A 17,951-nucleotide genomic window follows, 5' to 3' on the forward strand; every position below is an offset into this window, starting at 1 on the left:
AGAAGGTGATATGAATGTCGAAAGTAGATCGCAGCATTCTAGCAAACAATGACCAAAACATGGGGATGACAGCGGATCCGAATAAATTAGAATCCTCCATCTCGCATTTGGCCGATGTAATAGACGCAAATGATACCGCTAAGACGGATAAAACAGGAGATCATCAGGGAACATGGAACGGTTTAACTCCAGGGCAAGCAGCTGAGCCTATTAACGGAGCCAGATTGAATGTTCTCGAACCTGTAGTCGTGAGAGGGGCAGGGGAAAGGATTGAAATCATCGAAGTCTCTTTCGCGCCGAACGGAACATCTAATTCAATTTCCGGCACAGGATTGTTTGCTGCAGCTTTTGCATCCCCTCCGAACATCAGTCCTATGCAAGTAACTCAAACGGTAGCTTATGCAGATAGATTATTATTACCACATTACACTTCCCTCACAACGAGTGGATTTGGTGTGATAGTCAAAACTGATGGCACTAATAATCTCGGTGCTGGGACATTAAAAATGAAATTCTTAGTGATAGGGAAGTAGGTGAAAGAATGATTACCGAACATGTTGTGCAGGGATCAAAGGAAACGAGCTTGCATAATTTTGAGTTAACCTTTGACGGACTGGAGATTGTGGTGTCGCCCGGGGAGTTCTATCAGGCTGGCGAAGTTGTGATTTCAACAGAAGAAGAAACCCTACTTACGGTTGACGGGCCTATGCATTATGAAGTGTGGATAAGTAAAGAGGGAATTAGACTTTATTCCTACACCGATGAACAGGGGTATGTAATCGTACCAAATCCCGTTGACCGTTTGGCCTGGTTCTCATTAGCAGCTAATCAAAATCTAAATGAAACAGACATTCATGTTTTAAAGGTGGTGGGATAGATGGCCATTAATGAAGCTGAAATCAATGAACGGTATCGAAGGCAAGTCGAAAACGATATCGCCCAGCAACGGCAATCGATCAACAATAGTCTAGGGATGCAAAAACGGGAATTTGATAACACCATCAACCGGAACAACCAATACCTGGGCGAACAGGTCAGCAGACTGAATACAGATCGGCTTGTCAATGATGATCGCACCACCGCTCTCCATAACCGGAGAGGCGGTTTTTATTCGGGCGGGTTGGACTACTCTCTAACCGAGAACCTGCGCAATACGACGAGCGCCCAGGATAATGTTCGGCGGGATATTAACGACAAGAATCAAGGGATTCTCGGTCAATATAATTTGTTGGCCAGTCAGGGTGCCGAACAAATCAGCACCCTGGAGCGGCAGGCACCGGACCGAATCCGGGAATTAGTCGCCCAGGAGCTGGCCCGCCTTCGTGAATTCGAGATGGAACAAGAGCGCTTGCGGATGCAACAGGAAGCCCATGCGCTTGATATGCAACGACAGCAATTAGCTTTATCCAATGCCCGGCAGCCGAAAGGAGGCGCAACGACTGCGGCCAGAACGACAGCCGCCGCTCAACCGGCTCCTGCAGCCCAGCAATTCAGGCAACAACAAGCAGCGGGCGCACAGACGCCGCTAGATCGCTATTACTCCCAACAATCTGCGACCTTAAATAAAGGGCGCTCATTGGCGATGCGTCCGATAGAAGATATTCTTCCTGGCATCATTCCTGCACCGGGTAAGAACAGAAACATGACCCCGTGGCAAAAAATGAGGATGTTCTAGGGGGTGCCACATGCAAATCAATCCGTTTAAACCGTATGGGTCTACAAAGAAGTCAGGATACGAATTGTGGAAGCAGGAACAGGATCGACGAAAACAGCCGGACTATGTGGCGCCCAAAACGCCTGTCCGCGCCATCCAATATGAGGATCCGTACTATAAGGGAAAAAGTGAGTCGGATAAAAGCTACCAGTGGGAAAAGGACACCTTAAAAGAGCTGCCTATCAAAAAATACGGCAGAAGCTATAACGATAAGTTCAAGAAATGGGCGACCGAACAAGGCATTAAATCGTACGAAATGAAAGAGTTTCGCACATTCCTGGATTCGAAAGAGGATGCGGCGAAAACGAAAAGTGAAGGCATCGACGCCATTCTTCGTGCGCTGGATGCAAGGAATCAACAGAGCGCTGAGCGGTTTAGGCAGCGAAATGAGGAAGCCTCGAATAAACAGGCAGAAGAACCGAAAAAAGTAGTCTCCCAGCCTAAGCCTAAAAAACAAGTGAACCAAAACGACCGAAACGGGGTTCTGGGATTCGTTGATAGATTTGTAGTTCCTATCTCAAAAGGGGCTACAGATTTTTTTGTGCCGGGAAACACTGAAACAATGGCCGCAAATGAAGAAAAACGTTTTGGTCAGGTGAAGAATCCAGTCATTAAAGCAGCGCAAAAAGATCGAGGTTTAGAAACCGATATCCTGAATACCGTCGGAATGATCGGCGCCACCGTCGCACCGTATGCACAAGGCTACAGGGCAGCGGATGTCGCGTTCAATAAGATTCCACGGTTAGCCCGCACGACGAATCCATTTGCGCAAAGGGCGATCAAAGGCGCGGCGGCAGGGGCAGCGACGGAAGCAGGCATAGCAGCGACCAATGAGCTTGCCAACCCTGAAGCTGGCGATATTGGGGATTACGCGGTCAGGACCGGGTTAGGCGTGGCAGGAGGAGCCATTTTAGACCCGGTTATGTACGGGGCCGGCAGAGCCATCAACAAAGGATTGGAGACAGCAGCCGGGCGGGCCATGCGGAGCGTGATTCCTTCTGATCAACAAACAGCTGATGCTGTTTCTTCAGTCATCAGTAGAAACGATCTCGTCCGGCCAGCTGAATACACCTTGCCGAACGGTCAAAAAGGGCAGATTAAAAATCGTCCGGGTGCAGTAAAACCCGAAGCACCTGTTCAAGAGGATATTCAACCTATCGGGCAGAATGTACCACCGGTTAGAAATGAACCTATTCAACAAGCACCGACAGAACAAATAAAACCAAGATCAACGAAAATAGATGATGTCGTGAGGGAACACGGTTTTAATGATGTTACCCCTGAAACGATTGCACAATCTTATAATCAAAAGACTTGGTTACACGGAACAGGTACCAATGAATTAACAGCAGACACGCTTGACCCTTTCGTTGGTAATCACGAAGGGTTATTTGGAAATGGCATCTATTTAACGGATGAACCCGAAATCGCCAAAGGGTATGCAAAATCACGTTCAAAAAGAACGGGTACTCCTGCTGTGTATGAAGCGAATGTGAATGTTAATAGAGTGCTAGATGCGGAAAAACCACCTTCCCCAGAAGCGCAAAAGGCTCTTTTAGACTCGATGGGTGCTTTAGACCATGCTTATGAACGAGAAATAGGCGATCCGCAATATTTCACGAATATGATGAAAAACATGATTGAGAAAGGAAAAACCACAGAAGAAGCCATTCAAAAATTGAGAAATGAAATAAAAGATTTCTCTTATGATGCGCAGATTTCGACAAGCGAATTTGTTGAGGATTTCCAAAATCTCGCTATTAATCTTAAGATGGTGGGATATGACGGTATTACCCACACAGGTGGAGCAAGAACAGGAAATAAACCTCATCGTGTGCTTATTTTGCTAGATCCTCACGACACATACAGCGGTACCGGTAGAGCGGGGCAAGTAACGAGGTTTGACCCGCGAGTAGAGACACAGCAAGCGCCTGACCTAGAAACACAGATTCGTCAAACGGCAGCAGCGACCGAACAAGTCCTGCCCGAAGACATTCAAGCCATGCGAAGTGAAGCGATCCCGCTACGTCAGCCAACCGGTGACCGACAGTTTAAGGATATGGGCTTCTGGGAGAGCGCCGTGAATCGGCTCAAAAAGGCAACAGGCAGCCCGAAGGTCTATGAAACACCAATTACCCGCCGGGAGCTCATGAACAGCATGCGGAAGAATCTCGGGGTCACGATCCGCACCGGTCGCCTGGGGAATGTGGACGAAAATGTGCAAGGGTTTTTCAAGGTGGATCCGGAAGTGATCCGTACCCGGCAGCATGGAGACGTTCAGGTCCTTTCCCATGAAATCGGGCATCACCTGGATAAGCAATTTTCACTTACCAGCAGTGAAGCGTTTGACAATGAGCTGCTAAAGCTTGGTCAGGCAACGTCGGGAGCCGATTATACGCCAGAACAAATCCGGCAGGAAGGTCTGGCCGAATACGTTCGGTTGGTACTCACGGATCCGGAACAGGCCCTTCAGCAAGCACCGGCATTCAGCCAGCATTTTGATCAGGTGCTGCCAAAGAAAATGAAAAACGGTTTGCTGAAGGCCCAAAAGGACATGGACCGCTGGATTGAACAGGGCCCGGAGCTCCGCCTGCGCGGGAAGATCGATCGGACCGGAAAAGAACAGGTGACGATTGGGGAGCGCATCGACAAGATTTACAGCCAATTTGTCGACAAGTTTGACCGGCTGAAGAAAGTCGAAAAGGAAAACACAGGTGAGCTCAATTCGGCCGAGAAGTCCCTCTATAAAAAGGCCCGGTTGTCCGTTGGGGCACCTAAAATTGCCGAACAAAAGTTGGTCGAGCTGAAGAGCATATTGGCGCCAATCGAGCAGTATGGTTATAGCATGAAAGATGTTGGCGATTACGCTGCAGCTGTCCACGCTTTGGAGCTGGAGCAGATGGGAGAGCGTGTCGCAAACGAGGTGATGGAGGAAGCTGCAACCCTTTCTACAAAGATCAAGGGCATGGAAAGCACGGAAGACATTGCGCGGGCGATTATGGATTTTGAAAACGCAAACGGCATTAAGCTCACGGAAGATCAATTCTATGCCCTGGAACGCGGGAACGACCTGGAGTTAACTGAGGATCAGCTATTTATGATCGCAGAGTCGAACCGGATCGAGTCAGGGATGACGCTGGATGAAATCCAACGGGTCAATGCCAAATATGACACCCCCGAAATGCAAGGGATCCAGCAGCAGATTGTCGCCTATAACGATTCCCTTGTGAAGATGCTGCAGGATGGCCAGGTGCTCACCAAAGAAGCGGTCGAGGCCATGAAGGACAAATATCCAAACTATGTTCCGTTTTTCCGTTTTTTTGATGAAGACGTTGCATCAAGCCTTGGCGGGAACAAGGGATTCACCAACCTGACCAACCCGGTAAAGCGTCTTAAGGGGTCTACTCGCGACATCATCGATCCGATTGAAAGTATGATCAAAAATACGTTTGCGGTCGTAAACGCGGTCGAGAAAAACAAAGTGGGTCTCGAGCTTTCCCGTTTGGCCGACCTTGAAGGGGCAGGGCAATACATTGAGCGATTGGACGGCGCGCAGCAGGTCCGGAACGAAAACATCGTCACCGTTTTCGAGAACGGGGAGAAAGTCCAGTATCAGCTGGATAAAGATTTATACGAGGCCATTCAGCAGCTCGATGAGGACCGTACCAACAAAGTGATCCAGTTCCTATCCTATCCCGCCCAAATGCTTCGTGCCGGTGCTACGCTCACACCTGAATTTATGCTGAGAAACCCCATCCGCGACCAGTTCCAGGCGTTTGTGGTGTCCAACTATGGGTACAATCCGCTCATTGATTTGCCTCGAGGCGCATGGGACGTGATTCTTGGAAAGGCCTTCAACAAGTCCGAGGTCTACAAGAAGTGGGCGATGAACGGCGGCGGGTACGGGAACTACCTTTCCCAGGACCGTAACTATCTTCGCGAGACGCTGAAGACGATTAAAACAGAAGGCCGTTGGTATCAAAAAGGGTTTCGCACCATTACCAATCCGAAAGAATTGTTTAATCTAACGATCCGGACTTTACAGGCTTTCTCGGAACTGTCAGAAGAAGCAACGAAAGTAGGAGAGTTTAAGCGTGCTTTGCGGAAGGGGGCGTCTGTAGAAGAGGCGGCGTTCCAGTCCCGTGACTTAATGGACTTCGGCCGTGTTGGATCCGATATGCGGCAGTGGAACCGTGCGGTCGCTTTCCTGAATGCCAACATCCAGGGGAAAGACCGGATTGCCAGGGCTTTTAAACACAATCCTGTTCGGACGACGACAAGAGCTCTAACAGGTGTCACATTGCCGGCGGTTGGCGCTTATTTGATGATGGACCTGATGGGCAATGAAAATCAGAAAGAACTGTACAATAATGCGCCCAAGTGGCTGAAGGATTCGTTTTTCCTGATTCCGATTCCGGGCACCGACGAACTGGCCAGAATTCCAAAGCCGTTTGACCTGGCACCGATCTTCGCGAATCCGGTGGAACAAATCTTTGATTATGTAAAGCAAAATGACCCGGATACCTGGAGTGAGTTTTTAAAACGTCAAGCGACTGAGATTTCCAGCATTCCGCACATGCTCACCGGTTTGGCACCAATCATTGAAAACTGGACCAACTATAAGTTTTTCACAGGCGGACCGGTGGTGCCAAGAAGGGATCAGGACCTGCTTCCGGAAGATCAATATGGGGTGAATACGAGCTTAACCGCACGAACCGTTGGGGGCGCGCTGAACTATTCTCCGTACAAGGTGGATAACTTCATCCAAGGTTATGGGGCGGGCTTAGGGCGCTATGCTACATCGGGGCTTGATGCCGGTCTTCAGACGGTCGGTGCCGGCAAACTGCCGCCGGCTGAAGCCAAGAAGTGGTCGGAGCTTCCTGTCGTCAATGCGTTCACCGTGGATAGCACGGGCGGTGGCCAGATCATGACAGACTTTTACGATGCACTAGACCGGTTGACGAAAGAACGCAACTCGGCGAAGCGTAACCAGGAAGGCTATGAACAAGGTGACGATGTGCAATATGATCGCGTCGAGGATTATAAGTACCTGAATAAAATCAGCCGGAACATTAGCGAGATTCGCAGCGATTATCGTGAGATTCAAAGCAGTTTTGATATGAGTCCTGAAGCGAAGCGGAGAGAACTGGACGAATTGGACCGGCAGATGAATGAAATGGCAAGAGAGGCGCTGATTGAAATTGGCGAAAAACAACGGTAGCTTTGATGACGGTTTTCGGTGGTATCATCTCATTTTTATGTACATGATTCTGCTCCCTCTTTTCTTAATCGCCATCCTGCCCTTAAGCGTGTTTAGCGGATTGGCGTTTCTTACCTGTTTGGCATCAATCGGGATTGGCGTTTTCCTGGTGTGGAAAGTACCGCCCAAGTATAAGAATAAATCGAGAGAGGACTGATCCGTCAGTTCTCTTTTCGTTTGGAGGAAACGATGAAAGTTAACCCAGAGATTTTTGATCTTTCGAACCTATTAAATTTGAGAAATCTTGCTGCGGGTGTGGCAAGTGGCGCCGCCGGTTCTTTTTTGAGTCGAGTGTATGGCGGCGAGCTGCATCTCTACTTTATTGCGGTCCTTGCCTTTGCCATTTGTTTTGATTGGACTGGGGCGGTCGCAGCTTCCAAGAAAGACGGGACGTATGCGTCAGCCTATGGCATTCAGGGGGTGATGAGAACGGCCGTCATGCTCGCATTACCTGCATGGGGGAGCATGGTGGATATTTTACTCAAAGTGCCGGTTCCCGCTTTTTTCTTTGTGTTGTGGGGCGGCATCTTCTTTCACACTTGCGTGTCGATGACCGCCAATTTTAAACGGGCTGGCTGGGATCGCTGGATCCCAAACTGGGCGATCGAATGGGTGGCCAGTGAGATCGAGGCAAAGATCAGGCGTTCCGAAGCAAGAATGCCGACACCAGGAGCGACATTGGAGAACACTCCTCCGGTTGCGGCCACTATTGAAGAGGAAAAAGAAATTGAGAAATAAGCTGCCTTCGGGCGGCTTTTTCTATATATCCAAACAAAAAAAGGAGACGATGAAAAATGGCAAAAATCTTTATTGATCCGGGACATGGTGGTACAGATCCAGGCGCAGTAGCAAATGGGCTTCAAGAAAAAAATCTGACGTTACAAATCGGGACAAGGGTAAAAGATATTTTAGTGGGGGGATATAACAACGCTTCGGTCTTGATGAGTCGTACAGGTGATCAAACAGTGAGCCTTTCACAGCGTACAGATGCAGCAAATGCCTGGGGAGCTGATTTCTATTGTTCTGTTCATATCAATGCTGGTGGCGGTACCGGATATGAAGATTATATTTATCCGGGAGTGGGTGCGCCTACAACAACCTACCAGGACAACATTCATGCGGAAGTATTGAAACTGGCCAGCTTTAATGACCGCGGACAAAAAACAGCAAATTTCCATGTGCTTCGCGAATCGAACATGCCTGCGATTTTAACCGAAAATGGATTTATCGACAATGCGAATGATGCCGCCAAATTAAAATCCAGCTCATTCATTGAGAATTTGGCGCGTGGCCATGCAAATGGAATTGCTCGGAGCTTCAACCTTACGAAGAAAGCTGCAGCTGTGTATCATACGGTTGTAAGTGGTGATACCGTATACGCTTTAAGCAAAAGATACGGCAGCACGACTCAGCAAATCAAAGACTGGAACAATCTTGATGCCAACTACACCATTTATCCAGGACAAGTGCTTCGAGTTAAATAAGCAGCTAACCCCCTTTTCAGTTTGAGAGGGGGGTTCTTTTTTTGTGGAAAAAATTGTTGGTAAATGTATAAATATACTTTTATAATTAATGAGAACATACATAATAAATGTAGGGGTGAGGATAGTGAAAGTTTTCGCAGTTTTCTTATATGTCTTTATGGCTTTATTATGGATTTTAGGTGGACTTATGCATTTATGGACTGTTTATATTGCTTATACAATCGGGGGATGGTTTTGGGGACTAGTGTCGTTATTTTTCCCTGTAATATCCGAAATTGTGCTAGCATTCGTGTCATGGGGCAATTCTGGATTTCAAGCACCTTACATACAATGGTTAATCGTCTTAGTAGTGTTATGGATCGTTTATTATGTAGTTGCTGGCATGGCTTCAGGTGTAGAGGCTAGGACTCAAAAATATCAAGGTTGATCAAAGGCCCTTCTCTTTCGAGAGGGGCTTAATTTATATTTTCTTTATGATCTTCACGGGTCCAGTTAATAAGCATTCCCATAAGGGCTCAATCTTTGGCTCCTTGATGGATTCACCTGACCAATAAGTGTTAGCTAGCCATGACATGGTTAAAGGGGAATCCGGCATCCCCAATAAATTCATATCAGCCTTAAAATAGTTTTGACATTCGACCACATAAATAGTGCCCTTATTTATGTTGAGCTTTTGTTTAAATCTTTGCAGCTCTTCTAAAGATAAAAACGAGAAAAATGATTGAAATCTTGAAGGCCTATCATTAAAATTGCATCTTCTCACATACTCAAAAAACCATTCTGAATAATTATCGGGTATCCCTCTTGAGTTTATGTACATATTTCCGTGTGGGGTTACGCCATCTATAAAAAGAGATTGTGCATGGTCCTTTATTGCCCGTATGGGGCTGTTAATTGAATAGGATCTGAGCGATAGTGTTTGCCCCTCTTGAATTGCACCCCTGCGATCTAAATGATAAAATGTCCTCATTTTTACCTCCCTGTTTCTATATCTATGTCGTGGTCAGTATTTAAGGCGGTTGTCAGTGAAGATTGGCAGTGTCTACATCTGGTGGCGTCTGCCTTGATCCTTTCCTTGCAATGCGGACACTTCTGGGTTAGCCTTCTTCGTCTTTCAAAAAGATAGATGATGATCAGTCCCGGCACATACTGAATGATGGACCGATCAGGGGACAGTCCCCAAAAACTCCCCCAAAATAGCGCGAATATAATGGATAGGGCAAGCGTCCAGTTCAAACTTGTTGTGATTTTCAGTCTATACCTGGTTATCGCATCCAGACCAATAGCGATCACAGAAAAAACAATATATCCGCCCACAAGGGCTCCTAAAAGCATACCAATCAGTTCGAAGATCATTACTTCTCCTCCTCTTCCACAATAAAAGCTAATTCATCCGCGCTGCAATTTAAAAGTCTGGCCAAGAAAAAAGCCGTTTCAAACGTGGGATAGCTCAAACCTTTTTTCCAATTATAAACGGTTCTTTTGCTCACCTTTAATTCACCCGCAATAAAATCATCCCTTAGTCCAGATTTCTCGATCACTTCTCCAATTCGACTAATTAGCTTCAATATCATCACCTTTTAATATATTCTCTGTCAGAATCAGACAATCCTTTATTGAAAAAATAATTCAATATATAAGAAAAAATATGGAAAGTAACTAAGCCATCGCCCATACATTGCACTAAGCAAGGAAATCTACTGTGAAGGAGGTGTATTCGTGGATCCATTTATTTTTGGCATAGTTTTCACGGGGGCAACCGGTGGTGTTCTTTTAGCTATACATGCCCTAGGGGAATCAGGTGTTCCTATTAACGACGATATGATTAAGCTATTTATGGAGCTGGTCAAGTCTGGCACTATTCTTTGGTTCTTCAATCACATTTTCAAACTATTCTTTTGAGTTGTGTTCATTGTAGTTTTCTTTCGGTGTATTTTACTTTGTAGTGTGCATTGTTTGTGTTTTTGTGTTGTCTGTCTTGTATTATTTTGTTTTTTGTTTGTGCGATTGATTTATTATCATAAATCTTTTTTCTGTTGTTACCAACAGAAAAAATCAGGAGGGTGTTATGCGTTATGATCGAGTGGTTGGCCGTCCCCTTAATGATCGCCGGAGCAGCCCTTATTCCCAAAAAGCCGATGTCTGATCAGAAGAAAATAGAACAAGTCTTCGTTAACCGCAAAGTTGGAATCATTAAAAGCAAAGACCCGGTGACGAAAAAAGAAAATATCCAATTCCCCAAACTGCAGAAGAAGTTCTTTAAAGATGTTTATAGCACTTACCTGTATTCCCTCCCGCTTGGCATCCCTTCAGAATCGTTAGAATTAATCCTCCCAGCGCTTAAAGAAGCTTTAAACAAAGAAGTTGAATATGAGTTTGACGGGTTGCTCAAGCTCCGTGTTTATGATATAAAACTTCCGGAACGATGGGATTATGCTAATACACTCATTCGTCCAGGAACCTGGGAAGTTCCGATCGGAAAGAACCATCAAGGTGTACTTTATCACGATTTCGAGAAGTATCCACACCTATTAAATGGAGGCGTGACTCGATTTGGGAAAACGGTATTTATGAAGCAAGTCATGAATACTTTGATCCTAAACAATCCGGAGCACGTCGAAATTTACGTGCTGGATCTGAAGGCCGGGTTGGAATTTTATAAATACAAGGCGCTCAGCCAAGTGAAGGAAGTGGCCTGTGACGTCTATGAGTCTGCTGAGCTGTTGAATGAGATAACCGAACAACTAAAACAAAGAGAATTGCTATTCCGTGAAAAAGGCTACACAAATATTGCGGACACGCCAATTGCACAACGCACATTTATATTCGTAGATGAAGGGGCTGAGCTATCCCCGAACATCGTAAAGAGCAAAGAGGCGAAACGATATGCTGAGTTTTGCCAGGCGGCCTTAAGTGAGATTGCGCGGATCGGTGGCGGTTTGGGGTATCGATTGATTTATGCGACTCAGTATCCGACCAAAGAGGCAGTCCCGATGCAAGTGAAGATGAACATCGTCGCCAGATTATCCTTTGTGTGTGCCTCCCAGGTGTCCAGCCGCGTTCTTCTGGACGATATTGGAGCGGAAAACTTACCCCCCATACCTGGGAGAGCGATTTATCTTGTCGAGAAGAAACGGACGGTGCAGGTGCCTTATATCGATGACAAAATGATATTTGAAATGATGGAGGCGAAACACGATGCTATTATCGACGCAGCAGCGCATCGAAAGCCTGTTAACGACGATCGACCGGCTAGGCCTGGTCAAAATCAAACACCTTCAAAAAATTCATGACCTAAAAAGCTATCGTAATGCCTGCAGAGTGGTGGGTCAGCTGCGGCCGTATATTCATGAGACGTACATCGAGCGCGAAAAAGTGGTCTATCTCAACAAGGACGGAAGGGGGCTGATCGGCAGTACCAAAGAGGTCAAGAAGTCTCCTCTTATGATCCACAGCTTACTCCGGAACGAAGTCTATCTGCATTTTGAGTGTCCTCGAGACTGGAAAATAGAACATGCTATCGAGGTTGAGCAGAAGTCCCTAACCACCTTCCAAGTGCAAGTGCAGGGGCTAAAGCAAAACAATAGAAGAAAGGTGATTGCTGATGCAGCTTTCAACCGAAACGGATATCTTCATCTGATCGAGGTAGATAACTCGCGTGACATGAAAGATAATCGGAAGAAAGTTGACATGTATCGAGAAATCTTACCGAGCATCCAAGATGGGGTACCGATATTGTTTTTCTTCACCACAACGGAGGACCGTAAACGGAAGCTGGGGTCCTGGTTGAAAGGGATCCGGCACCAGGTGAAAACATTTGCCGAGATTAAATAGATTATTAGTAGTACCATAAGCTATGAAGGCAGGAAACAAGGGACAAAAACGCTTATCGGCATCACTCACAAGGTTCCAATCACGATTGACCCTGTTCATTTTATTTATTTTTTCCCGACGACATCGCCGAACAACAATGACTGCATCTGGATTTCACATGAGAATGTTTTATCCCATCAAAGAGTGGATTCACAGCAGACAGTTGTTACCTTTCGCAACAAGAGGCATTATACCTTCCCCATTTCATCGGCCTCTTTTGAAAATCAACTGCTCCGGACCGCACTGCTGAGAACGAAAATCATGCAGAGATTAGAAGAGACAGAACGAAAAGCTTATTATTTTTCCCGGACGGGCAGATATATGGAGGCCTCTGAAAGTCATCACCATTATCAATCTGAAGGCCGTACTTTCAAACAATAAGTTAAGCCTCTGTTTTTTCCTGCCCACAAACATGCCGTTTAAACAAATAAAATTCCATTAATTCTTGTACTTTGTTGCGAATCCGTGGGTTAAAATAGCTATGGTGTTCCTCATAGCCTTTATACAAAAACAGATACATCGTGAAGGCTTCGTCCCGGTTCAACTGCTCAACCTTTAGCTTGTTTTTACTCATGTATCGCTTTACTTCGTACAATTCCTTTTGGATAATCTTCATTGTTTCCTCAATTAAGTGTCTATAAGGATCTTTTAGTTTAAAAGGGCTTTTTTCGACTACAACAAGATCTCGGTTTAAAACGGTTAACACTAATGGTAAGTAGATGGCCTGTTCCATCATATTGCGGTCTTCTTCAGGGATTCTTGTCATGTTCGTTTACTCCTTTTATCAAAATTAGAACATTTGTTCGATATTATATTAACTAATAAATATCCTAAATTCAAGACAGATTTATTTTTTTCAAATATTGCAAAATTCATTTAACTTTTTTAAAAGAAGCTTTATAATGAATAGGGAAAATATATTTCTAGTGTCGAAATATATTTTAAGAAAGCTTTTAATGAAAGGGTGGCTTCTTAATGACAACTAAACGAACAATTACGGCGGAGGACTTGTATACACTTAAATCTGCAACGGATCCTCGCCTTGCACCAAATGGGAGAGATCTGCTTTATGTAGAGACCGCTATGCTCAAGGAGAAAAATGACTATAGTGCACACCTCTTTTACATAAACCTTGATGAGAAAGCAAAGCCTGTTCAGTGGACTTATGGTGAGCACCGCAACCATTCGCCGCGCTGGTCGCCTGATGGATCACGGGTCGCTTTTATCTCAAACCGGACGGGGAAAAATCAAATCTATATCTTGAATGCGGGCGGCGGAGAAGCAAAACAGGTTACTTTTAGCCGTAACGGAGCAGGAAGTCCAGTCTGGTCGCCGGACGGTACGAAAATTGCCTTCTCCATTTCATTAGGAAAGGATGACAGTGTTTCCGACCGTGACGGAGAGCAGGAAAAGAAGCAAGAACTTGTTCCTCTTGAAGTGGATAAAATGAAATATAAATCAGATGCCCAGGGCTTTTTGAACGGAAAGGTCGCGCAAGTAGCTGTCGTCGATCTCAATTCAGGCGAGATTACCCAAATCACCGATGGGAAAACAGATTACCACCTGCAGAGCTGGTCGCCTGACGGAGGAAAAATCGCTGTTACCGCTGATCTGAGTGATGATACTGATTCGACTTTCCTTAATGATGTCTATTTGATTGATGTGAAGGCCGATAACAAACTGCAAAGAGTCACTGATGGGACAGGTTATTTCGGAAGTGTAACCTGGTCTCCGGACGGGAAACATCTCGGCTTGTTTGGCCATGGACGCGAGTATGAAAATGCTACGCTTACAAAGCTATGGGTATATGATATTAGTTCTGGAACGTTAAAATGTTTAACAAACAATTGGGATGTACAGGCAGGAGATACGGTAGTCGGTGACTTCCAGCAGGGAGCAGTCACACCGGGAATGCTCTGGGCCGATGATAATGAAAGCTTTTATTTTGTCGCCACAGATCATGGCAACACCGTTGTTTACTACGGGAACTTAAAAGGTGAGATCTACCCGGCACTTCTTGATAACCAGCATGTTTACGGGCTGGCGGCTGACGGAAGAAACGAGCGGGCCGTTGTAGCGATCAGCAAAGCTGACCAGCCTGGAGATTTATATACATTGAACATATCAACGGGAGCTCTTGAACAGTTGACAAATGTGAACGCTGACTTCCTCAAGGAGGTTACTTTGTCACAGCCGCAAGCGATCAATCTTTCTGCAAAAGACGGGACGGAACTTCATGGCTGGATTATGAAACCGGCCAACTATGAAGAAGGTAAAAAGTATCCGCTTATTTTAGAAATTCACGGCGGCCCGCATGCGATGTATGCGAATACTTTTTTTCATGAATTTCAATTGCTTGCTGCAGAAGGTTACGCAGTGTTGTATATCAATCCACGAGGCAGCCTTGGTTACGGCCAGGAATTTGTCAATGCGGTAAGGGGCGATTATGGCGGCGAAGACTATAAAGACTTAATGGCAGCCGTCGATTACGCGATTGATTCGTTCCCGTTCGTTGACAAAGAAAGGCTCGGGGTTATGGGCGGAAGCTACGGCGGTTTCATGACGAACTGGATCGTCGGCCAGACTGACCGATTTAAAGCAGCGATTACCCTGCGATCGATTTCAAACTGGGTCAGCTTTTATGGTGTCAGCGATATCGGTTATTATTTCACAGAATGGCAAATCAATGCTGATTTGAATGACATTGAAACATTGTGGAAGCATTCTCCGCTAGCTTATGCCGGCAATATTAAAACTCCGCTGTTGATCATGCACGGTGAAAAAGATTACCGCTGTCCGGTTGAGCAGGCGGAACAGTTGTTTATTGCTTTGAAAAGGCAGGGGAAAGAAACGAAATTCATCCGCTTCCCTGAGTCAAACCACGAATTATCAAGAAGCGGAAAACCTCAGCTTCGTATTCAAAGATTAAACTATATAACCGAATGGTTTAAGGACCATATTTAAAAAATTTCGAAAAAACTGCGGTCATCATTGATTGCAGTTTTTTCTTTTTCAAGAATCATGGTACATTGAAAATAAGATATTTTGTGGATGAGTTGAGGTTGACTGTATAAATAACTTTGCAGTTCAGATCGGGACTGGTGAAAAAATTTCCACCGTTTTGAAGGAAACTTTTTGTCGAATAAAGAAGTCATATATGCTAAAGGGGTCATACTAAGGTAATGAAAGGAAAAGCGCTATGAGATCAGATAAGCATCAGCATAAAAACCGAAAAAAGAGGAAACGGAAGGCTTTTTTATTAGTGTTACTCATATTGATTGCTGCTGTATTTGCATATATTTACTGGCAATTCCGGGCCGGCGTTTCGGAATCGACGAAGGACTCAAATGTTGAAAAGGTAGAGTATGAATTTAATGGGGAAAAAGACGAACAAGGCTGGACGAATACACTTCTGATTGGGAGCGACACAAGAGGGGAAAAGGGCGCCAGGTCCGATACAATCATGATTGCCCATTATCATAAAGACAAAGGCATTTATAAAATTACTTCGATTATGCGCGACTCATACGTTGAGATTCCCGGACATGGGAAAAATAAAATCAATGCGGCCTTCGCATTTGGCGGTCCTGAGCTGCTCAGACAAACAATTAAAGACAATTTCGGATTGGACATTCAATATTATTCAATCGTCGATTTTGAAGGTTTTGTTCAATTGATTGATGAAGCATTTCCCGACGGAGTCGAAGTCGACGTAGAAAAGCATATGTCCGATTATATCGGAGTTACCCTTGAACCCGGGGTTCAGCAGCTTGACGGGGAGCATTTATTGGGCTATGTTCGCTTCAGGAATGATACGATGGGTGACTTTACAAGGGTTGAAAGGCAGCAAAAAGTTGTCAAAAATGTAGCGGGACAGCTGACAAGCCTGGAAACCGTTCCTAAACTCCCGAAGTTAATTGGGGTAGTTACTCCGTTTATTAATACGAATCTTAATACGGCGACAATGCTGTTTATGGGAAAGGATTTTTTAACAGCAGGAAATAAAAATATCGAGTCGTTAACCATTCCGGTAGAGGGTGGTTTCAAGGAACAGAGGGTGTCAGGTATAGGAGACATTCTCGCGCCTGATCTCGAAAAGAACAGGGCCGCCCTCGACGAATTTCTTAAAGCAGACCAAACCCAATAACGGCTTCACTGGTGAAAAATCCAGGTGTGAAATGGACGGATATGAGGTAAACAAATTATATGTGCCAGCTAGAGTCGGAAAACTCTGGCACGAACAGATGAGCTGTAAGGAGACTGTGAATGGATTTTGACATATTAAAAGAATGGTTCACCTTAGAGAATATAATGGATGTAATTGAAGAGTATCGGGCTTTAGGGCCCATTCCAGGGATCCTGCTGCCGATGCTGGAAGCGTTCCTGCCGTTTTTACCCCTGTTCTTGTTTGTGATGGCAAATGTAAACGCATTTGGTCTCGGGTTTGGCTTTTTGTATTCATGGATCGGGGCTTCAGCAGGTGCGTTTCTCGTCTTTTTCCTTGTAAGGAAATATGGACAGAAGCGGGTGCTGCGTTTTTTGAAAAAACATCATCGCGTCCAGCGCCTGATGAGTTGGCTGGAACGACATGGGTTTGGGCCGTTATTCCTGATGCTCTGCTTCCCATTTACGCCATCCGCAGTCGTGAATATTGTTGCCGGGCTATCGAAAATCAGCACTGCCCAGTATATGCTGGCCGTCATTACCGGAAAGGCGGTAATGATTTTTACGATTAGTTTTATTGGGTACGATATATACTCGTTATTCCATCAGCCGCTACGGACAGCCATTGTACTGTTAGTTATTGCGATTCTTTGGTATGTTGGTAAAAGAATCGAAGTAAAAATCAATATGAGTGTAGAGAAATAGTAAAATGGCAAATGAAAAGCTCGAACTGGGAGGCGGAGCTAGTATAATTAGCAGGAAACGCAAGTTTAAGACAAAGACGGAGGAGATGGAAATGAAAGAAGAGCTGAAACGAGAAGGGCTGGAATGGATTAAAGCATTTGCAATCGGCATCGTCATATTTGCCTTTATCCGCACTTTTTTCTTTTCCAATTATATTGTTGAAGGCGAGTCGATGATGCCAACCCTTGAAGATGGAAACAAACTCATCGTCAACAAGATCGGTTATCAGATCGGCGATTTAGAACGGTTCGATGTTATAGTCTTCCACGCAAACGAACAGGAAGACTACGTCAAACGAATTATTGGCCTGCCTGGAGATCATATCGAATACAGTGATGATCAGCTATTTATAAATGGAAAAAAAATCGAGGAGCCTTATTTGGATAGATACAGAATGGAGATTCCCGGCGAGAAGTTAACAGGCGATTTTACCTTGCAGGAAATCACCGGCGTAGAATCAGTCCCGGAAGGCAAGCTCTTTGTGCTTGGGGACAACCGGCGCGGGAGCTGGGACAGCCGCCAATTCGGCTTTATCGATGCCGATCAAGTCGTCGGGGAAGTCAATCTTCGCTACTGGCCCTTGGATGAAATGGATGTCTCGTTTTAAAACAAGCATATGTAAACATTCAGACTCGAATGACTTCGAGTCTCAGACTGTAGACAAACTCGACTAATATCGAGTTTGCCTACAGTTTTTTTATTTTTGTCTAAT

At 45.3% G+C, this 17,951-nt stretch carries 19 protein-coding genes; 15 read left to right on the plus strand and 4 right to left on the minus strand.

Annotated elements, in window-relative coordinates:
• The first annotated feature begins 14 nt into the window (after positions 1-14).
• From CU635_RS06215 to CU635_RS06250, 7 genes are all read left to right on the plus strand, one after another.
• Entirely contained in the window at positions 15-533 is a 519-nt protein-coding gene (locus tag CU635_RS06215; protein ID WP_101576312.1) for a hypothetical protein, read from the plus strand.
• Positions 534-541: 8 nt separating this feature from the next.
• Positions 542-877, plus strand: a complete 336-nt coding sequence (locus CU635_RS06220) for a hypothetical protein (RefSeq protein WP_101576313.1) — start codon at positions 542-544, stop codon at positions 875-877.
• Positions 878-1,675 carry a hypothetical protein gene (locus CU635_RS06225; RefSeq protein WP_101576314.1) on the plus strand — a complete coding sequence of 266 codons (798 nt, stop codon included), beginning with the start codon at positions 878-880 and terminating at the stop codon, positions 1,673-1,675.
• 10 nt (positions 1,676-1,685) lie between these two features.
• On the plus strand, positions 1,686-6,935 hold the full coding sequence (locus CU635_RS06230) for an LPD38 domain-containing protein (RefSeq protein WP_101576315.1): 5,250 nt from the start codon (positions 1,686-1,688) through the stop codon (positions 6,933-6,935).
• A 330-nt stretch (positions 6,936-7,265) separates the two neighbouring features.
• Positions 7,266-7,712, plus strand: coding sequence for a phage holin family protein (locus CU635_RS06240; protein WP_245917348.1), 447 nt, complete (start codon positions 7,266-7,268; stop codon positions 7,710-7,712).
• A gap of 56 nt (positions 7,713-7,768) precedes the next feature.
• Positions 7,769-8,458 carry an N-acetylmuramoyl-L-alanine amidase gene (locus tag CU635_RS06245; protein ID WP_101576318.1) on the plus strand — a complete coding sequence of 230 codons (690 nt, stop codon included), beginning with the start codon at positions 7,769-7,771 and terminating at the stop codon, positions 8,456-8,458.
• Between the two features lie 124 nt (positions 8,459-8,582).
• The gene (locus CU635_RS06250; protein WP_101576319.1) at positions 8,583-8,885 is read left to right on the plus strand and encodes a hypothetical protein; all 303 of its coding nucleotides are present in this window, start codon (positions 8,583-8,585) and stop codon (positions 8,883-8,885) included.
• Between the two features lie 33 nt (positions 8,886-8,918).
• Here CU635_RS06250 and CU635_RS06255 read toward each other — a convergent pair whose 3' ends face one another.
• Genes CU635_RS06255 through CU635_RS06265 form a run of 3 tightly spaced genes read right to left on the minus strand, consistent with a single transcriptional unit; the run spans position 8,919 to position 10,026 of the window.
• Positions 8,919-9,428: a hypothetical protein gene (locus CU635_RS06255; RefSeq protein WP_101576320.1), complete on the minus strand. Its 510-nt coding sequence runs from the start codon at positions 9,426-9,428 to the stop codon at positions 8,919-8,921.
• Positions 9,429-9,430: 2 nt separating this feature from the next.
• Complete coding sequence (locus CU635_RS06260; RefSeq protein WP_101576321.1) at positions 9,431-9,814, minus strand: hypothetical protein; 384 nt, start codon at positions 9,812-9,814, stop codon at positions 9,431-9,433.
• Positions 9,814-10,026 carry a helix-turn-helix domain-containing protein gene (locus CU635_RS06265; RefSeq protein WP_245917346.1) on the minus strand — a complete coding sequence of 71 codons (213 nt, stop codon included), beginning with the start codon at positions 10,024-10,026 and terminating at the stop codon, positions 9,814-9,816. Before CU635_RS06265 ends, CU635_RS06260 begins: the two co-directional genes overlap by 1 nt.
• A gap of 151 nt (positions 10,027-10,177) precedes the next feature.
• Between CU635_RS06265 and CU635_RS06270 the strand changes: the two genes are divergently transcribed.
• The 4 genes from CU635_RS06270 to CU635_RS06285 all read left to right on the plus strand — a co-directional run bounded on the left by CU635_RS06270 (position 10,178) and on the right by CU635_RS06285 (position 12,712).
• Entirely contained in the window at positions 10,178-10,360 is a 183-nt protein-coding gene (locus tag CU635_RS06270) for a hypothetical protein (RefSeq protein ID WP_101576323.1), read from the plus strand.
• Positions 10,361-10,533: 173 nt separating this feature from the next.
• On the plus strand, positions 10,534-11,751 hold the full coding sequence (locus CU635_RS06275) for an FtsK/SpoIIIE domain-containing protein (RefSeq protein ID WP_101576324.1): 1,218 nt from the start codon (positions 10,534-10,536) through the stop codon (positions 11,749-11,751).
• A complete protein-coding gene (locus CU635_RS23080; RefSeq protein ID WP_142382805.1) occupies positions 11,657-12,292 on the plus strand; it encodes a hypothetical protein in 636 nt (211 codons plus the stop codon). Before CU635_RS06275 ends, CU635_RS23080 begins: the two co-directional genes overlap by 95 nt.
• Positions 12,293-12,307: 15 nt before the next feature.
• A complete protein-coding gene (locus CU635_RS06285; protein ID WP_281258876.1) occupies positions 12,308-12,712 on the plus strand; it encodes a competence protein ComK in 405 nt (134 codons plus the stop codon).
• Position 12,713: 1 nt separating this feature from the next.
• On the opposite strand, the gene CU635_RS06290 is transcribed toward CU635_RS06285, so the two are convergent.
• Complete coding sequence (locus CU635_RS06290) at positions 12,714-13,097, minus strand: YhjD family protein (protein WP_101576327.1); 384 nt, start codon at positions 13,095-13,097, stop codon at positions 12,714-12,716.
• Between the two features lie 209 nt (positions 13,098-13,306).
• On the opposite strand from CU635_RS06290, the gene CU635_RS06295 reads away from it, so the two are divergent.
• From CU635_RS06295 to lepB, 4 genes are all read left to right on the plus strand, one after another.
• Positions 13,307-15,295 (plus strand): S9 family peptidase, encoded by a 1,989-nt coding sequence (locus CU635_RS06295; protein WP_101576328.1) that lies wholly within the window; start codon positions 13,307-13,309, stop codon positions 15,293-15,295.
• Between the two features lie 235 nt (positions 15,296-15,530).
• Positions 15,531-16,478, plus strand: a complete 948-nt coding sequence (locus CU635_RS06300; RefSeq protein ID WP_101576329.1) for an LCP family protein — start codon at positions 15,531-15,533, stop codon at positions 16,476-16,478.
• Between the two features lie 119 nt (positions 16,479-16,597).
• Positions 16,598-17,200: a TVP38/TMEM64 family protein gene (locus CU635_RS06305; RefSeq protein ID WP_101576330.1), complete on the plus strand. Its 603-nt coding sequence runs from the start codon at positions 16,598-16,600 to the stop codon at positions 17,198-17,200.
• A gap of 91 nt (positions 17,201-17,291) precedes the next feature.
• Positions 17,292-17,846: a signal peptidase I gene (gene lepB, locus CU635_RS06310; RefSeq protein ID WP_101576337.1), complete on the plus strand. Its 555-nt coding sequence runs from the start codon at positions 17,292-17,294 to the stop codon at positions 17,844-17,846.
• Positions 17,847-17,951: the final 105 nt, after the last annotated feature.

Source organism: Bacillus canaveralius (assembly GCF_002860125.1).
Classification (GTDB): domain Bacteria; phylum Bacillota; class Bacilli; order Bacillales; family Cytobacillaceae; genus Bacillus_BJ; species Bacillus_BJ canaveralius.